Genomic DNA, 18245 nt, shown 5'->3' on the forward strand with positions numbered 1-18245 from the left:
GGCGGACACGCGGGCCTCGTGGCGTCCGTTCGCCAGGCGAAGGTCAGCAGTCATCCTGGCGCCAGGTGCCCTTCTCGAACACCCAGGGTTCCGACTGCTGGTTGATCGCAGATGTCGGATAGGTGTAGGTGACGCGGGCCAGCGTGCCGGCGAGGCTGTCCACCGTGAGCGCCGCAATGGGCTGGCTGCCGTACTGCACACGTGCCGCCTGAGTCAGGCCGGTGAACTCCGCCTGGTTGATGCGCTGCTGGCACCGCTCGGAGAGGAGCCCGTACGCGGCCGAACCCTGCCCGGTCAGGTAGGCGTCCGAGTACGCCCTGACCGCTGCCTCCAGCGCGGGCTGGCTGGCTCCGCCTTCGCTGACCGAGGCTGCGGACGCCCCTGCGCCGCCAGCCGCGGGGGCAGCGGATTCGCCGGCCGACGACCCGCAGCCGGAGATCAAGATCGCGGAGGCAGTCAGTGTCGCCAGAAGGCCAATCATTCGTCTCATCGTGTATCCCCCGATTTCCCCGTAGTGACCGAGCATCGTAGGGGAACCGCTGCGGTGGGTAAGCCAGGCACCCCATCCGCCTGATGCCTTCGGCAATGCTTGGTTGGCCGTTGGAAGCGGGTTGATCCAGGCGAGAGGCCCGATCGCCTGATACTCCAACATGGGCCCGGTCACCCCCACCCGCTTCATAGCCGCAGGTGAGGGATGTAGCGGCGGGCGGTGCCCTCATGGAGGCCGATGAGGGGGGCGAGGTCCTTGGCGAGGGCGTAGACGGATCTCGGGTCGTCAGGGGAGAGGTCGGCGAGGAGCTGCGCGAGCCTTTCCTTCTTCGAGCCTGGCTTCGCCGGCTGCGGGCTGGGCCGGCCGATCTCGTCCGCCGTCTTAGAGGAGTCAGCCACGGGGCTGCCGACCGTTGAGTCGGCAGGCTGCGCGTGTGACGGATCCTCGGACCCCGCCGGTGAGTCGGCCGGCGCGACCGAGACACGTGAGCGCTGCGGCGCGGTGGCGCTGACGGCGGCGCGGATCTGGGCGGTGAGGAGTTCGTAGGCGCCGATGAGCGCGGCGCTGGGCCAGGCGGCGATGACGCGGGCGGCGAGGTCGGGTTGGGCGTGCATGACGTTGGCGGCGAGGCTGGCCGCGGAGGCGAGGGCGAGCAGGGTGTACGCGAGCCAGGAGCGGCGTCGGTGGGCGCGGCTGTCGGCGAGCATGGTCATGGAGGCGGCGACGATCAGGCCGTCGACGGAGAGCGGGATGATCGCCGAGTTGGTGGGGTCCTCGCCGTGGAGGATCGCGACGGCGCGCATGTGGCGGTAGCTGACGACGGCGGCGATGCCGGCGACGCCGAGAACGGCGGTGACGGTAGCGAGGCGGATCCAGAAGTCGCCTGTTCGCCATCGCGATCTGTGGCCCGGAGCTGTCGGGTCCTGGCGCCGCGGCTTTGCTGCGGCGGTGACCGCGCCGGCGGCTCGTGCGGGCGGGGTAGGTGGACGCGCTGGCACGGTGGGGGGCGTGAAGCCGGTGCGGCTCGCGCGGTCGGCGCGCGGCGTTGGAGACGCCCCCGGTGTCGATGCCTGCGTTTCTTCTGATGGGCGGCTGTCGGTGGTGGGGGAGTGCGGGGGAGTCGGATGCTCGGCGCGTTCATGTGGCGCGGCGTGGCGCGGCGAGCCACCGTCGGACTTCGTGCCGGGGGCCGGCGGTGTGGATGTCGTTGGCGGGCTGATCGTGCCGATCAGGCCTGCCGAGGAGGGGGTGGGCGTGCCGGTGATCAGGGGCATGGTGGTCTACCAGGTGGCGTGGTGGCTGAGGTGCAGGCTGCGGCGGCCGGACCAGGTGAAGAGGTTCGGGTTGATCGTCAGGGCGGTCTGGAGTGCGAGGTTGACCGCGTCCGCGACCGGGCGGAACCGGGGGTCGGTGTTGGCCTGATCAGCGAGGGGAAGGCCGGCCAGGTCGAGGACGGCGTGGAGGATCGCCTGGGGGTTGCCGTGGTCGGTGGAGATGACGTCGACGGTGATCCATGCGGCGGTCGGGAAGGCGCGGATGACCGTGTGGGCGGCGTGATGACAGTGGACGCGGGCGAACCTTGTGGCGGCGTGATCGCGTTCGCGGGTCGCATGGGTGAGGGCTGTCTGGGCGGGGTCGATGTCGAGCGGGCCGGGGTCGGTGACGTAGGCGGGGCCTGGGGCGTGGCCACCCCAGGGGTCGAGGTCGTCGGTGTGGGTGGTGGGGGGCCGGTGACCGAGATTGCTGTGATGCATATCACCATCACTGTCGGTGCTGGGTGCGGCGAGGTGTGCGTGAAGGGCTGCGAGGAGGGCTCGGGCGTCCCGTGGGGACAGGTGTGCGGTCGCGATGCCGGTGCGCGGCGAGGTGACACTGAGCAGCAGGGTCGGCTCGCCCGGCAGGGCTGAGGGATGGTTCTGCAGGGTGACCGTGGCGTGCCCCCCACCTGCTGTGAACAGGGGGCTGGGGATGTGAGTCATGATCGACTCCCTGGGTTGGTCGATGCCGTCGGTGGCCCGGTGCCCGGGCTGGCGGCGCTGCTTCTATCGATAGGTCGGTTCGCACGCGTCGCGACGGTCGCGTCGTGGGCCGCGCCGGTGTGATCCTCGCCGGGTATCACGGACTGCCATCACCTTCCTTTCTTTTCTTTGCGGTTATGGTTGTCGACGGTTTTTCGCTGTCAGTGGGCTGTGGTATCAACGTCTGTGTGTACCGGAGCTCATCAGAATAGTGCCGGATCGCGCGAGGTGTGAGGGGAGGCTGGCTGCGCGGCCGAGCGGTGTCTCATGGTTGCCGGGTGGTCAACGTGCGGCCGTATATTCTCTCGGATCTTCGGGGATCTGGCGTGGCGTCAGTCGTGATGGTTGACGTGCAGCCGGGCCCGTGGATCCGCTCATCGCCGGAGTTCGTCTTCCGGAGGTCCCGATGTCTGCGAGTCCCTGTTCCCGTCTCGTCTGTCCGTTGCCAGCTGCTGTTGTCCTGTTCCTTTTCGTCTCGCTCAGTGCCTGCGGGGGCGCACGGGGCGGGCCCGATGTAAGTAAGGGCGTGCTCACTCCCACGTCGGCTGGCACGGCCGTACCGCGCCAGCTCCTGCCGTCCACCTCGCTGCCCAGCGCGTCGGATCCGGCGACTGCCGTGCTTCGGGAGATCACGGCGGCGCAGGAAAGGTACTACCAGTCGTTCCAGGTCGCTGTCGCGCATCCCGGCGATCAACGTGGAGTCGAGGGCCTGCTGGCCAGCTATACGGCGTCCGGCGAACCGGCCCGCCGAGTCCGTGCCTGGCTGCGCTATCTCGCGGACAGTGGGTTCGCCGCCCGCTCCGGTCTGGAGAACCGTTATGTGATCGAGAAGATCGACGCCGTCGCGGCCGATCCGGAACGCGTGGTGGCGACGGTCTGCGGGTTTGACGACGGCGTCATCTTCGACGCGCGGCAGAAGGCGCCTGACGGGTCGGAGATCGTCGTCGACGATGTGCCGCTGAGCCAGCGGACGCTTTTCACCTGGGTGAAACGTGACACGTGGCAGATTGACGCGGCGCAGGTCCTGAACACGTGGGAGGGGCGAGACGGATGCCCGCCATCAAAGCGTTCGTGATGGCCGGTGCCGTCCTGTGTTTGATGGTTCTTCTCTCTCCGACGGCGTACGCCGCCGCGCTGGGCTGGACAGGTGGAGAAGGCGACGTACGCGGTTCCGCTGACGCCGATCAGGCGAGCCGCAGCATAGTCGGCTCGGTGGAAGCCGCGGACCCTGGCCGGAGTCCGACCAGGGCGCGCGAAACCGCGGCTGCGGTTGCGTGCCACTGGCAGGCCGGTTATGCGGCTGCCGACCAGTTGCTGAAGCTGCGACCGGAATCGACCCATTTGATCGCGATCGATCGCGTCGAGCCGGACGGTAGCCGGTCCCGGCTGTACGCGCGGGTCTGCGGCGACCAGATCGTCACGTGGCAGTGGCTGCGAACTGCGCGGGTCGGCGACGCGGTGGCGTCGGTGGCGTCGGAGGTTCGGCGCCGTCTTCCGGCACCGCGTGGTCGCTTCTCGCCGGACCTGACGGTGGGGGCGGTGGCGCGGCTGCCGCTGTGGTTCGCCGTGCCGGGGCAGTGGTCGACAGTGTCCGTGTCAGCGCAGGTCCCGGGCGCGTCGGTGACCGTGACCGCGACGCCGACCGTGCTGCGGTTCGACCCGGGCGACGGCTCGCCGTCGGTCTCCTGTGCTGGGCCGGGGCCCGTGTTCGTCCCTGGCATGCCCGAGCCCTCCCGGCCGCCGGCCTGCTCCTACACCTACCGAAGTGCCTCTACCGTCGCGCCGGATGGCCAGGCCTGGCCGGCGACCCTGGCCGTCGACTGGACGGTGACCTGGGCCGCGAGCAACGGCGACCATGGCGACCTCGCCGGCCTCACGACGAAGACGCAGGTGCCGGTCGTCGTCCGGGAAATCGAAGCGGTCGAAAGGGCAGGGCGATGACCGGCCGACCGGAACCCACCGATCAGGAATGGCTTCCGGACGAGCTCGACTCATTCCCGCAGCGCGCCGCGCCGCGCCGACGGTGGGGGAGCGCGGCGGCGGCGCTGCTGCTCATGCTTCTCGGCGCGGCCGGCGCCCTGTGGCTGTCCCCGGACGGCCCGCACCGGATGGACGTCGTGGCGCTGGCCCGTCCGCTGGCGCGCGGCGCGGTCGTGACACCGGCGGACCTTGCGGTGGTGGCGGTGGACGCGCGTGGCGGCCCGGTTCGTCTGGCGTCTCCGCAGCTGGCGCGCGGCGCACTCGTGGGGCGACCCGTGCTGCTGGATCTGCCGGCCGGCACCCTGCTCAGCCCGGAGATGGTCGGCTCGGTGGCGGTGCCCGCCGGGCAGGCGACGATCGGGGTGACGGTCCCGCCGGAGGGCCTGCCTGGGGCCTCGGTTCGTCCGGGGGACGTCGTGGGCGTGCTGGGGACGGATCCGGTGACCGGCCAGGCGGCGGTGCTCGTCCGCGATGCGCACGTCGCGGGCGTGCGATCGCAGGCGGAAGGGAGCCGCCCGGAGGCGATCGTCGTCTACCTCACCCTGCCGGAGCAGGCCGTGGGGGCTGTGGAGTCGGCGGCGATGTCTGAGCACGGCGTTCGCCTCCTCGGCATCGGCGGCGGAGAGGGGAGTAGGTGATGGCGCAGGCGACGCCCTCGGCTGGCATCCGCTCTGGGCCTGATGCCTCCGGGCAGGGCAACGAGGTCGATCTCGTCGAGACGGCTGCCGAGTCGATCAACGCCGCAGTGCAACGTGAGGTAGCGGTGGGACGTCGCCGTGGCCGGCGGTTCACGACCGTGGAGCGGGCGGCGCTCGCTGAGGAGCTGCTTGCCCGCGAGCTGGCCGAGCTCCGGCGCGGCGCGTCGGACGGCTCCCAGCTCGACGCGGCCGGAGAGAACGAGGTGCGGCTACGCGTCCGGCAGGCCCACTCCCCGCTCGGGCCGCTCGGGCCTCTCCTCGTGGCGGACCGGTTCTCCGACGTGGAGGTCAACGGCGCGGAGAACCTGGTGCTCACGGAGCGGGGCAGTGGTGACCGGATTGAAGGGCGGTCCCCGTTCGTTAGTGACGCCCAGGCGTTCGAGTGGGTCGCGGAGCACGCCGCTGCGGCCGGGCGGCGGTTCGACGAGAGCAACCCGTCCGTGCGGTTCCGGCTACCGAACGGCGTGCGGGTGCATGCGGTGTCGCGGGTGACACGCGTGACCCATATCGACTGCCGCCTGTTCTCGCCCGGTCTGGACACCCTGACCGGCCTCGCTGATGTCGGCATGATCGGCGCGGACCTCGCCGACCTCCTCGCCGGTGCTGCGGCGCTGCGGCAACCATTCGGCCTGATCATCTCCGGGGGGACGGGGGCGGGGAAGACGACGCTGCTGCGGGCGTGGGCCAACGCGACACCGCAGCCGTCGGTCCTCGACCGGGTTGTCACGGTGGAGGACGAGCAGGAGCTCCGCCTGGATCGGGGACGGTTCCGCAACCTGGTCGAGTTCGAGGCCCGCGAGCGCAATGTCGATGGCCGCGGGGAGTACTCGATGGCGCGCTATCTCGCGGAAGACCTGCGGCGCCAGACGCCGCATCGGGTGCTACTTGGCGAGCTCCGTCCGGACGGCGGCGTTCTGCCGCTGCTGCTGGCGGTTGGCCAGGGCATCGCGCAGGGTGTCGCGACGACCATTCACGCGCCGAGCGCCGCCGACGTCGTCGCCCGGCTGCGGACCTACGCCGCGTTCGAGGCGCAGCGTGTGCCGGAGCCGGCGGTGCTGGAGACGATCGCCTCCACGATTGACCTGATCGTGCACGTCGCGAGCGTGGACGGCCAGAGGCTGGTCACGAGCGTGCGGGAAGTGGGCGAGGTTCGTGAGGGTCGGGTGACCTCGGCCGAACTGTGGCGGTGGGGGCCGCGAACCGGTCGGGCGGTGCGCACGGACCTGGACTTCTCCGATCCGCTGGCGGCGAAGTTGCGGTCCGCCGGAGTCGACCCGATGGTGATCGACCCCCGCCGCCGCACGAGGGCGGCCTGGTGAACGCGCAGCTGCGCCCCCTCGTCGAGGCGCTCGCCGGGGCACTCGCCGGACTGGGTCTGTGGCTGCTGCTCATCACTCAACTGTGGAAAAGATCCGTTGGCGGCGGTCGGACGCGGTCGGCCAGGGCCGGCATTGCTGCACCGACCCGGAGACCGGATACCCGGCCTGGGGAGGTCGAGCGGGTGAGACGGCGTCCGGAGCTCCTGTGGCCGGTGGCCGGCGGCGGTCTTGTCGGCCTGGTGCTCGGCGTGGCCGCCGGAGTGCCGGTGCTGGCCGTTGTGGGTCTCGGTGTTGGTGCGCTGATGCAGGACATGCGCAGGGAGCCCAAGGTGGCCGAGCTGAACGAGCTCGGCGAGGCAGCGGCGACCTGGGGCGAGACAGTACGCCAGGAACTTGACGCCGGGCAGCCGCTGCGAGCGGCCGTCCTCGCTTCCTGCCAGCTGCCTCCGACCGCGCTCGCCGAGCCGCTTCGCCGGCTGCGAGTCTGTCTCGACCGGGAACCGCTTCCGGTGGCGCTGGCCGGCTTTCGGGCCGCAGTGCCCCACCCGCTCGTCGGCGAGATCGTCACCGTCCTCTCGCTGACCTACCGGCGAGGCGCGGGCGACCTCGCCCGGCTCATGGCCGACCAGGTCGAGTCGACGCGGCACCGGGTCGCCGTGCTGCGCGATCTGCATGCCGCTCGGGCGCGCTACCGCCGGTCCATGGCGCTCATCCTCGGCATGTTCGCCGCCTCGGTGGTCGTGGTTCTGGCGCTGTGGCCTGTGATGCTCGCTCCCTACCGCACCGCGTGGGGGCAGGTGATCGTCGTCCTGCTCGCGGGATGCGTGGGCCTGGCGATGCGTGCCCTGCTTCGGATGTCACGGCCCGGTCCGGTCCCTGACTTCTTCAGGGACGAGCCATGAGCGGGACCTTCGACAGCGGCGCGGTCTCGGCGCTCTGCGGCGCGCTCGCTGGCGCCGGCCTCTACGCCCTCGTGCGGAGCCTGTACGCGAGGCCGATGCCAGGCGGCCGGCAGACCGGCATCGCAACGGGCGGGCGGTGGGCCGAAGCGGTCACCAGGGGAGTCATCCGGGTGGCGGGGCCGGAACGGTCCCGGCGGATACTCCTCGCCGACGATCTTGAGATCCTCGACGTCGATCCTGCCTCGCACCTTGTCACCAGGGTCATCCGTGTGTCGCTCGCGGGGAGTGCGATGGTCGCGCTGGACCTGGCCGCGGTGGTGAACGGGCTGGCTGTGCCTGTGATGGCGCTGCCCCTGGGCGGTGCCCTCGCGGGACTGATCGGGCTCGGGTGGGCGGACCGGCCGCTGCGGCGCCGGGCAAACGCGCGGCGGCAGGAGGCGCGGCTGGCGGTGGCCGCCTACCTTGATCTGGTCCGGATCCTGCTGGTCGGCGGCCTACCGCTGCACTCCGCGCTGCAGACGGCCGCCGATACCGGCCACGGCTGGGCGTTCGCGCAGATCCGCGGTGCCCTGCGGTGGGCGCGAGCCCGGCAGTCGCCGCCCGACGCTGGCCTGGAACGGCTCGCCCGGCAGGTGCCGGTGGCGGAGTTCGCCGAGCTTCGGCTGACAGTCAGCTCGGCCCTGCGCGGCGCGTCTCCTGTGCTCGCGCTGCGCAGCAAGAGCGCCCACATGCGGGCGGTCGAAGGCGCGCAGGCGCGCCTGGCCTCCTCCACCGCGGACGCGGCCATGGAGCTGCCGGCGGTCGTCGTGGCGCTGGCCTTCGTCGCCTTTCTCACCGTTCCGCTCCTGGCGATCCTCACCGGCATCGACCCGACCCCATGACACCCGCCCCGCCCCTACGGACTAGCCGGCCGCGGCCGGACGTCGACGCCCAGCGGAACGGGCCGCCGGCCGCTCGAGATGCCGGTCCGAGGCGCGGACCAGACGACACGGAATCCAGCAGACAGATCGAAAGGATGGTGACGACGATGCGCCGACTCGGTGTCCTCCTGACCCAGGCACACCTGTGGTGGACGGATCTGCCACTGCGAAGCGCGAAAGACGACCGCGATCGAGGCGACGCGCTGTCGACCGTGGTCATCACGCTCGGCCTCGTGGTGATCGCAGTGGCGGTGATCATAATTCTGCGGGGGAAGGCGACCAGCATCGCCCAGCACATCTGCACCAGCGCCGATCCCACCACCTGCCAGTAGGCGGCACGATGCCAACGACACGCATCCGCGCCGCGCGCCGGCGCGCCGATGCCGGCAGTAGCCCGGTGGAGCTCGTGCTCGTGCTCGGCGGTGTCCTCGTCCTGCTCGTCGTCACCCTCGCGCTGGGCGTGCGATGGCTCGCTGTCCAGGCCGCGGACGCCTCCGCGCAACGTGCCCTGGAGATCCTGCAGAGCCCGGACGGAACGGAGAACGACGCGGCGGCCGTCGCGGGCCGCCTCGCTACCTCCACCCGCTCGATCAGGAGCGTGACGACGTCGATGCAGGTCGGACCGGAGCAGGTGAGGGTCGCTGTGACCGTCACCTCGATCCTTGGCACGTCCGTGACCCGGTCCGCCAGCGGGCCGCGGCTGCGGTTCGTGCTGCAGGCCCATGCCCCACGGTGAGCCGCAGCCGCAGCCGCAGCCGCAGCCGCAGCCGGACTGCCGGGATCGGGGGTCTTATGCAGTCGAGTTCGCCGCCGGATGGGCGATCTTCCTGCTGGCGGTGGCGATCGTCGTGGTCGCTTTCCAGACCGAGCAGGCCCGCAGCGGTGTCCGGGACGCGGCCCGGGAAGCCGCACGAGCCGCGTCGCTCGCGGCGACGTCCGACGCTGCCCGGCAGCAGGCCGACGCGGTCGCGCGCCGCGTGCTGGCCGGTGGCGCCTGCGCGGCGGACAGCGAGAACGTCGCCGTGGATGTCAGTGAGTTCGGCGCCGGCGGGATCATTGCGGTCACCGTCCGGTGCCGCATCCGCGTCGTCCTCGGCCCCTCGCGGACGGCGGAGGCGAGCAGCGACGAGGTCATCGATCGGTACCGCGGCGGCCTGCCGGACCGATCATGACCGTCTCCCGATCGGATTCGTACCGTGATAGCGGGTCGGTCAGCCTGCTGCTGGCGGTGCTGTTCGCCGGAGCGGTTCTCCTGGCCGGCCTGCTCGTCGACACCGGCCGGGTCCTGTACGCCAACGCCGACGCCTCCGACCTCGCGGGCAAGGCCGCGCGCGTCGGCGCGCAGCAGATAGCGCCGACCAGTCTGCGCGCCGGCGCGCCTGTCCTCGATCCCGCCGCGGCCACGGCGGCCACCCGTGCCTACCTCGATCGCCATGGTGTGGGCGGCGTGGTCTCCGTCGCCGCCGACACCGTGACGGTCACCGTCCAGACCCACATCACCTATGTCCTGCTCGCCGTCTCCGGTCGCAACGGCGCAACGGTTGTCCAGACCCGGTCCGCCGTCGCCCTGCGCGGCCCGTAATCCAGCGGAGCGCCCGCCATGCCCCAGCGCAGCGCCATACGCCATCCCACGCACCCGGTGGATCACCAGCTCGGATCCGGGGCGCCGCCGGGCCGTGGGCCGGCCCGTCGCCGTGGGCCGGCCCATCGCCGCCGGGCGGGCGGACACTCCGGTGTCGCGCGTTCGGCAGGGCAGGCGTTGCTCGGCTTCGGTGCTCTGCTCAGCCTGCTCCTCTTCCTGCTCGCCGTGCCGGCCTTCCTTGCTACCTGGCGCGGGAATCCGCTGCCGGGCACCTGGGAGCCGAGTCGGTGGGCGATGCTGGCCAGCCGGGGCTATCTCGACCCCGACCTCCTCCCCAACGGCATCGCCGCGCTGGCCTGGCTCGTCTGGGCGTATCTGAGCCTCTGCATCGCGACGGAGGTGCTCGCGCAGCTCCTCCGCAGCCAGCGCCGCGCCGAGGCCGAGTTCGCACGCGGTCGCGCCCGCCCCGGCGCGCGCGTCGGATGGCGCCCGCCCGCGCCGCGCTCTCTGCGGCGCGCGACGGCGCGCTGGGTGGCGCTCGCCTCACTGGTCTTCGGGCTGCTCTCGTCCCGGGCTGCTCTCGCTGCCGGTCCGGCCGCGCCCGGGGCGTATCGCCCGCCGGTTCCGGCGAGCGCGACCGTCGGGGGTGCGGCGGCCACCGGCGACGCGGGCCGATCCGGCCCGGGTGTGCTCGCGCCGATCGAGAGCACACATGCTGTTCGTCCCGGCGAGACGCTGTGGAGCATCGTCCGGACCGGTTACCCGACGGCTCGGAGAGGTGTTCTCTCGTCGCTGGTCGGGCAGGTCTTCCGCGCCAACGAAGGCGCCACGGATGCCGACGGGCGACACCTCCACGACCCGAACATCCTCAATCCAGGAATGACCCTGCGGCTACCCACGCTCGCGACATCGGCCGGTACCTCCGCTCCAACCGTGCCGCCCGAGGCCGGCGGCGCACAGTCCGCACCCGCAGGGACGCCAAGCACGCCCCCCTCGCGGAGCGGCGAAAGGCCAACGTCGACTCCGAAAGGTTCAAGCCCACCGGCGATCGTGCGGCCCACCCTGCTGGCGCCCGGATCACTCAGGCCCGCGCCGCAGCTCTCGCCAGGTCCCGTCGACCGTGGCCAGAGCCGCCACACGAGCAGGCCGGAGCTTGTCCCGATCTGGGTCGGGGCCGCCGGCATGCTCACTGCCGCGGTCGCGGCCACGATCAGCGCGCGGCGTCACCGCCGTGACCTGACCGTCGGCCAGCGCAGCGCGCCGCCCCCGCCGGCCCCACGAACCGCCGCACTGCATGCCGCGGTCCTCGCAAACGCCGACTCCGAGGGGCTTGCCCGCCTCGACATGGCCCTGCGCGCACTCGCGCTCCAGAGCGTCCCCGCCGCCACCGCCAAGTCCGTCGCCGTCGTCAGCGGTCCCGAACCGCTCGTTGTGCTCGTTCGACCGGACGACACCATCGACGTCTACCTTCGCGATCCTCATCCTTACCCGCCGTCTCCGTGGGAGGCGGACGCCGACGGCCGAATCTGGATCCTGCCCGCCGCCGCGCCGGTCCCGCCGCTGCCTGGGATGCCGTCACCCTGTCCGCTCCTCGTCCAGCTCGGCAGCGACGCCGACGGCGCGGAGCTGTACGTCGACCTGGAAGCCCTGGGCGTTCTCCATATCGATCCCGGTGGCGCCGGAGGGGAAGGAACCCGCGCGCTGGGCCGCGCGCTGCTGGCCACGTTGGCGTTGTCTCCCCTGGCCGGGGGAGCCCGCGTCGAGGTGATCGGCTTCGACCCCCTTGGACTGCTCGCCGAGGACCAGGTCGTGATCGCCGAGGATCTTCCCGATCTTGTCGAGCAGATCACCCCTGGCCTGGAGAGACTGCACGACGAGCTCGCCCTCGCCGGCTATCCCTCCACGTTCACCGCCCGCGCGGCTGCCCCGACGATCACCTGGGAGGCGACCGCGGCCGTCACGATGCGCCTTCACTCCAGCGCTGACAACCGACAGGCCAGCAACGATCTGGCCGAACTCACGGGCGGGGGCGGACAAGGCCTCGCCATCGTGACCGACCTGCTCCCAGAATCAGGCCAGATCGACGAGGACTCGTGGCGTCTGGTCTACGACGGCGCCGGAGAGGTCGGTGGAGAGCCCGTCTGGAGACTCGACCCGCTTGGTCTGCGCGTCGTACCCGCACAACTGGCCGCAGACGAACTGCGTGACCTCCACCTCGCCGTTGAGGATGTCGGCCAGCCACCCCAAACGATCCCGGTGCCACCCGTCGAGGCGGACCCTGAGCCCTACACCGGCCCCGACTGGCAGGTCATGATCGGTCTGCTCGGGCCGCTGACCATCGTCGCCCGCGACGGACGCAGGCCACCCCCGGAACTCGTGCGGGAACGCACCCTGGAGGTCCTCGCCTGGCTCGCGACCCACCGCGGCCGCACCCGCACCGACCTCGAGGCCGCGATCTGGCCGACCGGCGCCCAGGCCCGCTCCATCAACAACCAGCTCGGTCGGGCCCGCAGCCTGCTCGCCAGCGTCGCCGGCGAGCAGGCCCGGCAGTGGCTCCCGACCCGCCGCACCACGATCACCCTCGACCCTGCCGTCATCACCGACCTCGATCTCCTGCACGGCTACGTCGAACACGCCGAGGCGCACCGCGACCATCCCGAGATCGCCATCGCCGCGCTCACCGACGGGCTCGGCCTCGTCCGCGGCACGCCCGCCCGTCAGCCCTGGCTCGACGCCGAACTCGGCTCCCAGCTCACCACCACCGCCGTGCGCGCCGCGCTCCTGCTCGCCGACCATCACCTCGCCCGCGGCGATACGGCCGCCGTGCTCGGCACCACGCGCCGAGGCCTGGCCCTGCTACCCGCGCACCCGGGCCTGTTCGGTCAGCGCCTGCGCGCCTACGCCGCGGCCGGCGACCGCAGCGCCGTCCGCGCCGAATACGACGCCTACTTACGCGCAGAGCACGCCGATCCCCTCTGGGACGGCGTCACGGACCCCGACATCGAGAGGCTCTACCGCGCCCTTCTCCGCCAACCCGGCCAGCGCCCGGACGAGCGTTTCGCCAGCTGAGCGAAGTCAGCGGGGGTGCGCCTCCGGCGATCAGACGTCGTCGGCCGCAACCCAGGCGGAGGTGGTAGCCCGAGCGGCTTCCGGTTCACGCGCGCTGATTCACACAGCCGGAGTGCGAATGTTCCACGCACTCCCGGAGGCGTTGATGATCAATCGACGTGGCAGATCACGGCGCCGTCGACGCGGAGGCCGCCCGCGATCGCACCTGCCCTCGTGGTGGCGATCGGGCGTGGTGGCGCTTGCGATCACTGCCGGCCTGCTTGTCGGCGTCGGCGTGCCGGCGTCCGCTGCGGTGGAGCCGGTGCGGACTGCCGGGGCCGGACCGGTGATCGCCAGAGGCGCGTCGGTGCTGATCCTGGCCGATCCGACGCCGACGCCGACGGAGACGTCGCGGATACCGCAGCCGATCGAGGTCACGCCCGACTGGCATGACCTGCCGGCGAAGGAACGCATCATGGGCCTGCTCGACACCCTGTCGCAGCTCGCGTTGGTGTGCTGCGTCGCTGTCGCCATCATCGGTGGCGCGGCGCTGGGAATAGGAAAGGTGACCGGGTCCGCGCCATCGGGCATTCGAGGAACGGCGATGCTCCTCGGTGGGGGAGGCGGAGCGATCATCATCGTCTACGCGCCCGACCTGATCTCGTGGCTGGCTCAGTGAAACACGCCATGAATCATGCCATCTTCTTTGTTCTCCCGCTGTATCCGCGCGAGATGGGCCGCGTGAACAGCATTGGCGTGGAGACGATGGAGTGATCTTTCTTGATTTCTTTCGGCAAGGTACGCTCGCGATCAGCGAGGCTGGCGTCAAGATCATCATCGGCGTGCTCGTCGACTCCCTGGGGGAGCAGGCGAAGGCGCTGGTCGGTGACTTCTTCACAACCTCCACACGGCCTGAGGTGGGAGCCGCGTTCTTCGTCGGTAAGGGCGGCGCCTACCAGACGGTGGCGTCGGTCTCGTGCCTGCTGCTCGTCGGGGCGACCGCGCTGGGGGTGGCGGCGGCCGTGTTGTCGGGGGAACCGGGGCAGGCGCTCGCGCGGATCGTGCGGGATCTTGCCTTCGCGGTGCTCGCGATACTGGTATTCCCCTGGTTCGTCGACAAGCTCGTGACCTTGACGGACGTGATCGCCTACGCGATCCTTCCCGGAAAGGACAGCGTCAAGAAGATCGAAGACATCGTCTCGCTGCCCCCGTCGCGTGACATCGCCGGCCTGATGGTTACCATGATGGTGTTCCTGGCCATTGTGCTGATATATCTTGAGCTCGTGGTGCAGAATGCACTCACGATGATCGTGACGGCGTTGGCACCGCTGTCGTTCGCCGGAATGACGATGCCTGCGGCGCGGCCGTCCGCAGGCCAGATGGTGAAGATGACGGTGGCCATCGCCTTCGCGAAACCGGCGATCTTCGTCGCGCTTCGGATCGGCGTCGATCTGATCGCGCAGGATCAGCATCGGCTGACTCCGGGAGGGTGGGGTCGGTACCTCACCGGCATGGCGGTGCTCGGGGTCGCGGTGTTCATGCCGTTCGTGGTGTGGCGGCTGATTCCGATCGCGGAAGCGTACGCGGTCGCCCAGGGCGTGTCCCGCGCGCCGTTCAGAGGCGCGATGCAGGTCGCCCAGAGCGCCTACTGGGCGCAGGCGCTCGCCGGCCGAGGTGGTCTTGGCGGGGGCCGGGGCGGCCTCGGGGGACGAAACGGCGGCGGTCGAGGGAACGGGCTTCCGCAGGGGGACGGGCCCGGCGGATCGGATCCTCCGGGCCCGGGCAATCCAGGCCAGCCACGGAGTCTGCCGGACCCGGGGCGACAGCGGAACGTGCGTCGCCGGCCGCCCGAGGCCGGACCACCGCAGCCAGTACCGACACCCGGCGATGGCGGGCCAGGCGGGGGCGGAGGGGGAAACGATGGCCCCGCGTCGACCGGCGATCAACGCGGTCGCTCCGACGTGGGTGGCCGTCAGACGAGGGCCGACGCGCAGCGCCAGCCGTCTCCGAGGGGCGCTGATCGGGCTCACACGTCGGCGGGGTCCACCGGCCGCAGCGGGCCGCCGGGCCCGGCGGGGCAGCCAGGCCGACCTGGTCCCGGGACACCTGGAGGGTCAGCCCGTCCGCGCGCGGCATCAGGCGATCCGCAGGCGCCCTCGGGTGCGTCGGACAGCGAGGGACCGGCCCGTCCGACAGGGACGCCAGCCGCCGACGGCGGTGGGCGCTCGCAGCCTCAGGTGCCCGGCACGCCGCCGGGCTGGCGACGCCGGCCACGCACTCGACCCACCGCACCGGGCGGGGCGGCGACACCAGCTGGCGATCGGCCTGGGACATGAGCGGGTCTGGATATCACCTTGTGCCTCGCCGGGCGGGGACGGCGCTGTTCGGAGCGAGCGTGCCTCAGGTGGTCCTGCTCGGTATCGGAGCCGGCAGCGTCGCCATCGGCCCAGCGGTGCTCGGCGCTGGTGCTGGCACAGTCGCGGGAGCCGGGGTGCTCATGCTCTGCCTGCTGCTCGCGTTCATGCGGACCGGCGGCGAACCCCTCGTCCACCTGCTGCCCGTCGTCATCGCCTTCCTGATCGATACGCGCGGCGCACGAGGCGAGGGCAAGAGGGAGCCCAGTCGGCCGGATCTGCCTGGCCTTCCGCCATCGGTTGAACTGGCGACGGCGCCGGGCCAGGCCGGTGTTTCGACGCGGACCGGGGAAGCCCCCGGCCTCATCCTTGATCGCCGGAATGGGACGATCACCGCGGTCCTTGATGTGCGAGGTGGCCCGTTCGGGCTGCTTGACGGCGCGGGCCGGGACCGTCGCGTCGTCGAGTGGGCGCGGGTGCTTACCCAGTTCGCGCGCGAGACGCCAGTTGTCCACCTCGGCTGGACCGTGCAGTCCGGACCGGGAACCGCCATCGCGATACCTGCCCAGACGCTTCTGCGGCCGGGGGAGGCCGCAACGTCGGGAGCGCGGTCACGCGCGAAGGCGCGCTCGTCGGCGGAGCAGGTGCGGGCGTATCGCCAGACGCTCGCCGAGGCGGCGCCGTTCCTCGCCCGTCATGACCTTCGTCTGTGGCTGACGGTGCGCCCGATGCGGGGAGATCGCCGTGCCGATCCGCGGATGATCGCGCTCGCCGCCGCGGACGCGTTGGCCGCGCGGTGTGGCGCCGCCAGCCTGCGCGTTCACGCCATCCTGAGCGCCGCCGATCTGCACGACACCCTTCTCGACCACGCCGTCCCGCCGAGCCTCACAGACACCGGGCCGGGACTCGGACTGGACGCGTCGAAGGAAGCGGTCTCCGTCCCGGGGCTCGCGGCTCGTGCCCGACTCGCGGAGGCTCGCCCTGCGCGTCGCCGCCGTCGGGTGCCGCTGGACGGGCTCGGGACACAGGTCTGGTGGGACGCGATGCGGATTGGTGCGACCTGGCATCGGGTGTTCTGGATAGCCGGCTGGCCGACGGGCGCGCTGCATCCCGGCTGGCTCGATCCACTGCTGCATGAGGTGCCGTGCGTGCGCACCCTCACCGTCGCGATGCGACCCGTGCCATGGAGGGCGTCCCGGCGGCGCATCAACAGCGAGACCGTCTCCATCGACACGGCCGTGCACCTGCGGGACCGGCACGCGGTCCGCGTCCCCGTCGGCCTCGCCCAGGCCCACGACGACATCGACCGCCGCGACGCCGAACTCAGCGCCGGCTATCCCGAGTACGCCTACCTCGGCCTGATCGACGTGGCCGCGCCCAGCCGCGACGAGCTCGACGACGCCTGCGCCGCGATCGTTGACCTGGCCGCCCGCTGCGGCATCGTCGACCTGCGCCCCCTGCACGGCCGTCACCACCGTGCCTGGGCCGCGACCCTCCCGTTCGGCCTCGTGCCCCGCCAGTCCGCCACCGGAGCCCCCTGATGCCTGACATTCCCGCCCGAGGCAACCGAGGACGCGGGCGCCGCGGGTGGCGAGGCGGCGGGCGCCTGACGTTGCCCTGGAACGTCGCCACCACCGCACACCTGTGTGTGGCGAACCCCTGGTCGATCGAGGCCGGCCTCGGAGAACACGGTGTCTTCCTCGGCGCGAACCGCCTTGCCGGCGGCGCCTTCCACTTCGACATCATCGACGCCTACGAAGCCGGGCTGATCCAGGGCCCGAACATGGTCGTCTCCGGCGCCGGCGCCTACGGCAAGTCCGCGATCGTCAAGTCCTACGTCCACCGCGCCGCCGCGCTGTCCGCCCTGCGCGGCCGGCCCCGGTTCACCGCCGTCATCGACCCCAAGGGTGAGTGGACCCTCCTCGGTGATCGCCTGGGCTTCGCGACCCTGCGCCTACGCCCCGGCGGCGACCTGCGCGTCAACCCGCTCGACGTCGGACCCGGCATCCCCTTGGCAACCCCCGCCGACTCCGGGCTCGACGATCAGACCGCTCGCCGGGCCGCCGTGCTCACAGCCCTGCTCACCGTCGCCCTTGGCCAGGCCGACCTGCCCGTCAGCGAACAACGCCTGCTCACCGCCGTCGCCCGCCACCTCACCAACCGGCAGACGGCCACCCCGACCCTCCTGGACGTTCGCCGGCTCCTCGCCCACCCGAACCAGACGCTCGCCGCCGACCTCGACACCACCCACGCCGAACTCCTCGACCGCCGCCGCCCTCTGCTCGACGCCTGCGCCACCATGCTCGAGCAGGACCTGCGCGGCATCTGCGACGGCCCCACAACCCCCGGCCTCTGGGACGACGCCCCCGGCCTGATCCTCGACCTGTCCGCCCTGCTCACCCACCGCCGAGCACTGCGCCTCGTCCTCACCGCCGCCGCCGGCTGGCTCCAGGCCGTCATGTACGGCCAGACCCACCAGCACAAGGTCACGATCCTCGACGAGGCGTGGATCGCCCTCGACGACCTCGCCATCGTCAGATTCCTCCAGGACCAGTGGCGCCTTGGACGCCAGTGGGGCGCCGCGAACATCCTGATCACCCACGCCATCGCCGACCTGCAGTCCCAGGTCGACATTGGAAGCGCCACCGCCAGCATCGCCGAAGGCCTTCTCAACACCACCTCCGTCCGGGTCTTCCTCCACCAGAACCCCGAACAGGTCGGCCACCTCCTCGCCACCATGGGCCTGACCAGCACCGAAGCCGCCATTCTCGGCGACCTCCCACCCTTCACCGCCCTCTGGCGCATCGGCCCCCACAGCGCCCTCGTCGATCACCACATCACCGACGACGAATGGGCCCTCGCGGACACCAACACCGCCATGCATGCAGGTCAGCCGCCGGGAGCGCTCTAGTCCCGTCTTTCGCACATGGGGTT

18 protein-coding genes are annotated in these 18245 nt (G+C 71.6%); 15 read left to right on the plus strand and 3 right to left on the minus strand.

Features of this window, described 5'->3' with window-relative positions; translation table 11 throughout:
* Positions 1 to 43: 43 nt before the first annotated feature.
* From AC6EXY_RS17315 to AC6EXY_RS17325, 3 genes are all read right to left on the minus strand, one after another.
* Positions 44 to 481 carry a hypothetical protein gene (locus AC6EXY_RS17315; protein ID WP_499818721.1) on the minus strand — a complete coding sequence of 146 codons (438 nt, stop codon included), beginning with the start codon at positions 479 to 481 and terminating at the stop codon, positions 44 to 46.
* Positions 482 to 675: 194 nt separating this feature from the next.
* Positions 676 to 1764 carry a DUF2637 domain-containing protein gene (locus AC6EXY_RS17320; RefSeq protein WP_499818720.1) on the minus strand — a complete coding sequence of 363 codons (1089 nt, stop codon included), beginning with the start codon at positions 1762 to 1764 and terminating at the stop codon, positions 676 to 678.
* A gap of 6 nt (positions 1765 to 1770) precedes the next feature.
* The gene (locus AC6EXY_RS17325; protein ID WP_499818719.1) at positions 1771 to 2469 is read right to left on the minus strand and encodes a hypothetical protein; all 699 of its coding nucleotides are present in this window, start codon (positions 2467 to 2469) and stop codon (positions 1771 to 1773) included.
* 403 nt (positions 2470 to 2872) lie between these two features.
* Here AC6EXY_RS17325 and AC6EXY_RS17330 point away from each other — a divergent pair, with 403 nt between their 5' ends.
* From AC6EXY_RS17330 to AC6EXY_RS17400, 15 genes are all read left to right on the plus strand, one after another.
* Positions 2873 to 3583: a hypothetical protein gene (locus AC6EXY_RS17330; protein WP_499842367.1), complete on the plus strand. Its 711-nt coding sequence runs from the start codon at positions 2873 to 2875 to the stop codon at positions 3581 to 3583.
* Between the two features lie 266 nt (positions 3584 to 3849).
* A complete protein-coding gene (locus tag AC6EXY_RS17335) occupies positions 3850 to 4449 on the plus strand; it encodes a hypothetical protein (protein ID WP_243408105.1) in 600 nt (199 codons plus the stop codon).
* Positions 4446 to 5126, plus strand: coding sequence for an SAF domain-containing protein (locus AC6EXY_RS17340; protein WP_101835795.1), 681 nt, complete (start codon positions 4446 to 4448; stop codon positions 5124 to 5126). The genes AC6EXY_RS17335 and AC6EXY_RS17340 overlap by 4 nt, the downstream gene beginning before the upstream one ends.
* Positions 5126 to 6505, plus strand: a complete 1380-nt coding sequence (locus tag AC6EXY_RS17345; protein WP_499818357.1) for an ATPase, T2SS/T4P/T4SS family — start codon at positions 5126 to 5128, stop codon at positions 6503 to 6505. Before AC6EXY_RS17340 ends, AC6EXY_RS17345 begins: the two co-directional genes overlap by 1 nt.
* The gene (locus AC6EXY_RS17350; protein ID WP_499818356.1) at positions 6502 to 7407 is read left to right on the plus strand and encodes a type II secretion system F family protein; all 906 of its coding nucleotides are present in this window, start codon (positions 6502 to 6504) and stop codon (positions 7405 to 7407) included. Before AC6EXY_RS17345 ends, AC6EXY_RS17350 begins: the two co-directional genes overlap by 4 nt.
* A complete protein-coding gene (locus tag AC6EXY_RS17355) occupies positions 7404 to 8288 on the plus strand; it encodes a type II secretion system F family protein (RefSeq protein ID WP_101835800.1) in 885 nt (294 codons plus the stop codon). The genes AC6EXY_RS17350 and AC6EXY_RS17355 overlap by 4 nt, the downstream gene beginning before the upstream one ends.
* 146 nt (positions 8289 to 8434) lie before the next feature.
* Entirely contained in the window at positions 8435 to 8659 is a 225-nt protein-coding gene (locus tag AC6EXY_RS17360) for a hypothetical protein (protein WP_243408106.1), read from the plus strand.
* 8 nt (positions 8660 to 8667) lie between these two features.
* Positions 8668 to 9063, plus strand: a complete 396-nt coding sequence (locus tag AC6EXY_RS17365; RefSeq protein WP_133150888.1) for a hypothetical protein — start codon at positions 8668 to 8670, stop codon at positions 9061 to 9063.
* A complete protein-coding gene (locus tag AC6EXY_RS17370; protein ID WP_499818355.1) occupies positions 9050 to 9499 on the plus strand; it encodes a hypothetical protein in 450 nt (149 codons plus the stop codon). The genes AC6EXY_RS17365 and AC6EXY_RS17370 overlap by 14 nt, the downstream gene beginning before the upstream one ends.
* Positions 9496 to 9909 carry a pilus assembly protein TadG-related protein gene (locus AC6EXY_RS17375; RefSeq protein WP_499818354.1) on the plus strand — a complete coding sequence of 138 codons (414 nt, stop codon included), beginning with the start codon at positions 9496 to 9498 and terminating at the stop codon, positions 9907 to 9909. The genes AC6EXY_RS17370 and AC6EXY_RS17375 overlap by 4 nt, the downstream gene beginning before the upstream one ends.
* Before the next feature lie 18 nt (positions 9910 to 9927).
* A complete protein-coding gene (locus AC6EXY_RS17380) occupies positions 9928 to 12978 on the plus strand; it encodes an AfsR/SARP family transcriptional regulator (protein ID WP_499818353.1) in 3051 nt (1016 codons plus the stop codon).
* Between the two features lie 229 nt (positions 12979 to 13207).
* On the plus strand, positions 13208 to 13636 hold the full coding sequence (locus AC6EXY_RS17385) for a hypothetical protein (RefSeq protein ID WP_499818352.1): 429 nt from the start codon (positions 13208 to 13210) through the stop codon (positions 13634 to 13636).
* Positions 13637 to 13727: 91 nt separating this feature from the next.
* Complete coding sequence (locus tag AC6EXY_RS17390) at positions 13728 to 15293, plus strand: hypothetical protein (protein WP_499818351.1); 1566 nt, start codon at positions 13728 to 13730, stop codon at positions 15291 to 15293.
* Positions 15290 to 16852, plus strand: a complete 1563-nt coding sequence (locus AC6EXY_RS17395) for an SCO6880 family protein (protein ID WP_499818350.1) — start codon at positions 15290 to 15292, stop codon at positions 16850 to 16852. The genes AC6EXY_RS17390 and AC6EXY_RS17395 overlap by 4 nt, the downstream gene beginning before the upstream one ends.
* Complete coding sequence (locus AC6EXY_RS17400) at positions 16852 to 18222, plus strand: putative type IV secretion/conjugal transfer ATPase (RefSeq protein ID WP_499818349.1); 1371 nt, start codon at positions 16852 to 16854, stop codon at positions 18220 to 18222. The genes AC6EXY_RS17395 and AC6EXY_RS17400 overlap by 1 nt, the downstream gene beginning before the upstream one ends.
* Positions 18223 to 18245 lie beyond the last annotated feature (23 nt).

The organism is Frankia sp. RB5 (genome assembly GCF_059816245.1).

Bases quoted from the DNA above. Each gene is read 5' to 3' on its own strand.
- AC6EXY_RS17315 (WP_499818721.1), bottom strand. From the start codon at position 481: ATGATTGGCCTTCTGGCGACACTGACTGCCTCCGCGATCTTGATCTCC.
- AC6EXY_RS17320 (WP_499818720.1), bottom strand. From the start codon at position 1,764: ATGCCCCTGATCACCGGCACGCCCACCCCCTCCTCGGCAGGCCTGATC.
- AC6EXY_RS17325 (WP_499818719.1), bottom strand. From the start codon at position 2,469: ATGACTCACATCCCCAGCCCCCTGTTCACAGCAGGTGGGGGGCACGCC.
- AC6EXY_RS17340 (WP_101835795.1), top strand. From the start codon at position 4,446: ATGACCGGCCGACCGGAACCCACCGATCAGGAATGGCTTCCGGACGAG.
- AC6EXY_RS17345 (WP_499818357.1), top strand. From the start codon at position 5,126: ATGGCGCAGGCGACGCCCTCGGCTGGCATCCGCTCTGGGCCTGATGCC.
- AC6EXY_RS17355 (WP_101835800.1), top strand. From the start codon at position 7,404: ATGAGCGGGACCTTCGACAGCGGCGCGGTCTCGGCGCTCTGCGGCGCG.
- AC6EXY_RS17360 (WP_243408106.1), top strand. From the start codon at position 8,435: ATGCGCCGACTCGGTGTCCTCCTGACCCAGGCACACCTGTGGTGGACG.
- AC6EXY_RS17365 (WP_133150888.1), top strand. From the start codon at position 8,668: ATGCCAACGACACGCATCCGCGCCGCGCGCCGGCGCGCCGATGCCGGC.
- AC6EXY_RS17370 (WP_499818355.1), top strand. From the start codon at position 9,050: ATGCCCCACGGTGAGCCGCAGCCGCAGCCGCAGCCGCAGCCGCAGCCG.
- AC6EXY_RS17375 (WP_499818354.1), top strand. From the start codon at position 9,496: ATGACCGTCTCCCGATCGGATTCGTACCGTGATAGCGGGTCGGTCAGC.
- AC6EXY_RS17380 (WP_499818353.1), top strand. From the start codon at position 9,928: ATGCCCCAGCGCAGCGCCATACGCCATCCCACGCACCCGGTGGATCAC.
- AC6EXY_RS17395 (WP_499818350.1), top strand. From the start codon at position 15,290: ATGAGCGGGTCTGGATATCACCTTGTGCCTCGCCGGGCGGGGACGGCG.
- AC6EXY_RS17400 (WP_499818349.1), top strand. From the start codon at position 16,852: ATGCCTGACATTCCCGCCCGAGGCAACCGAGGACGCGGGCGCCGCGGG.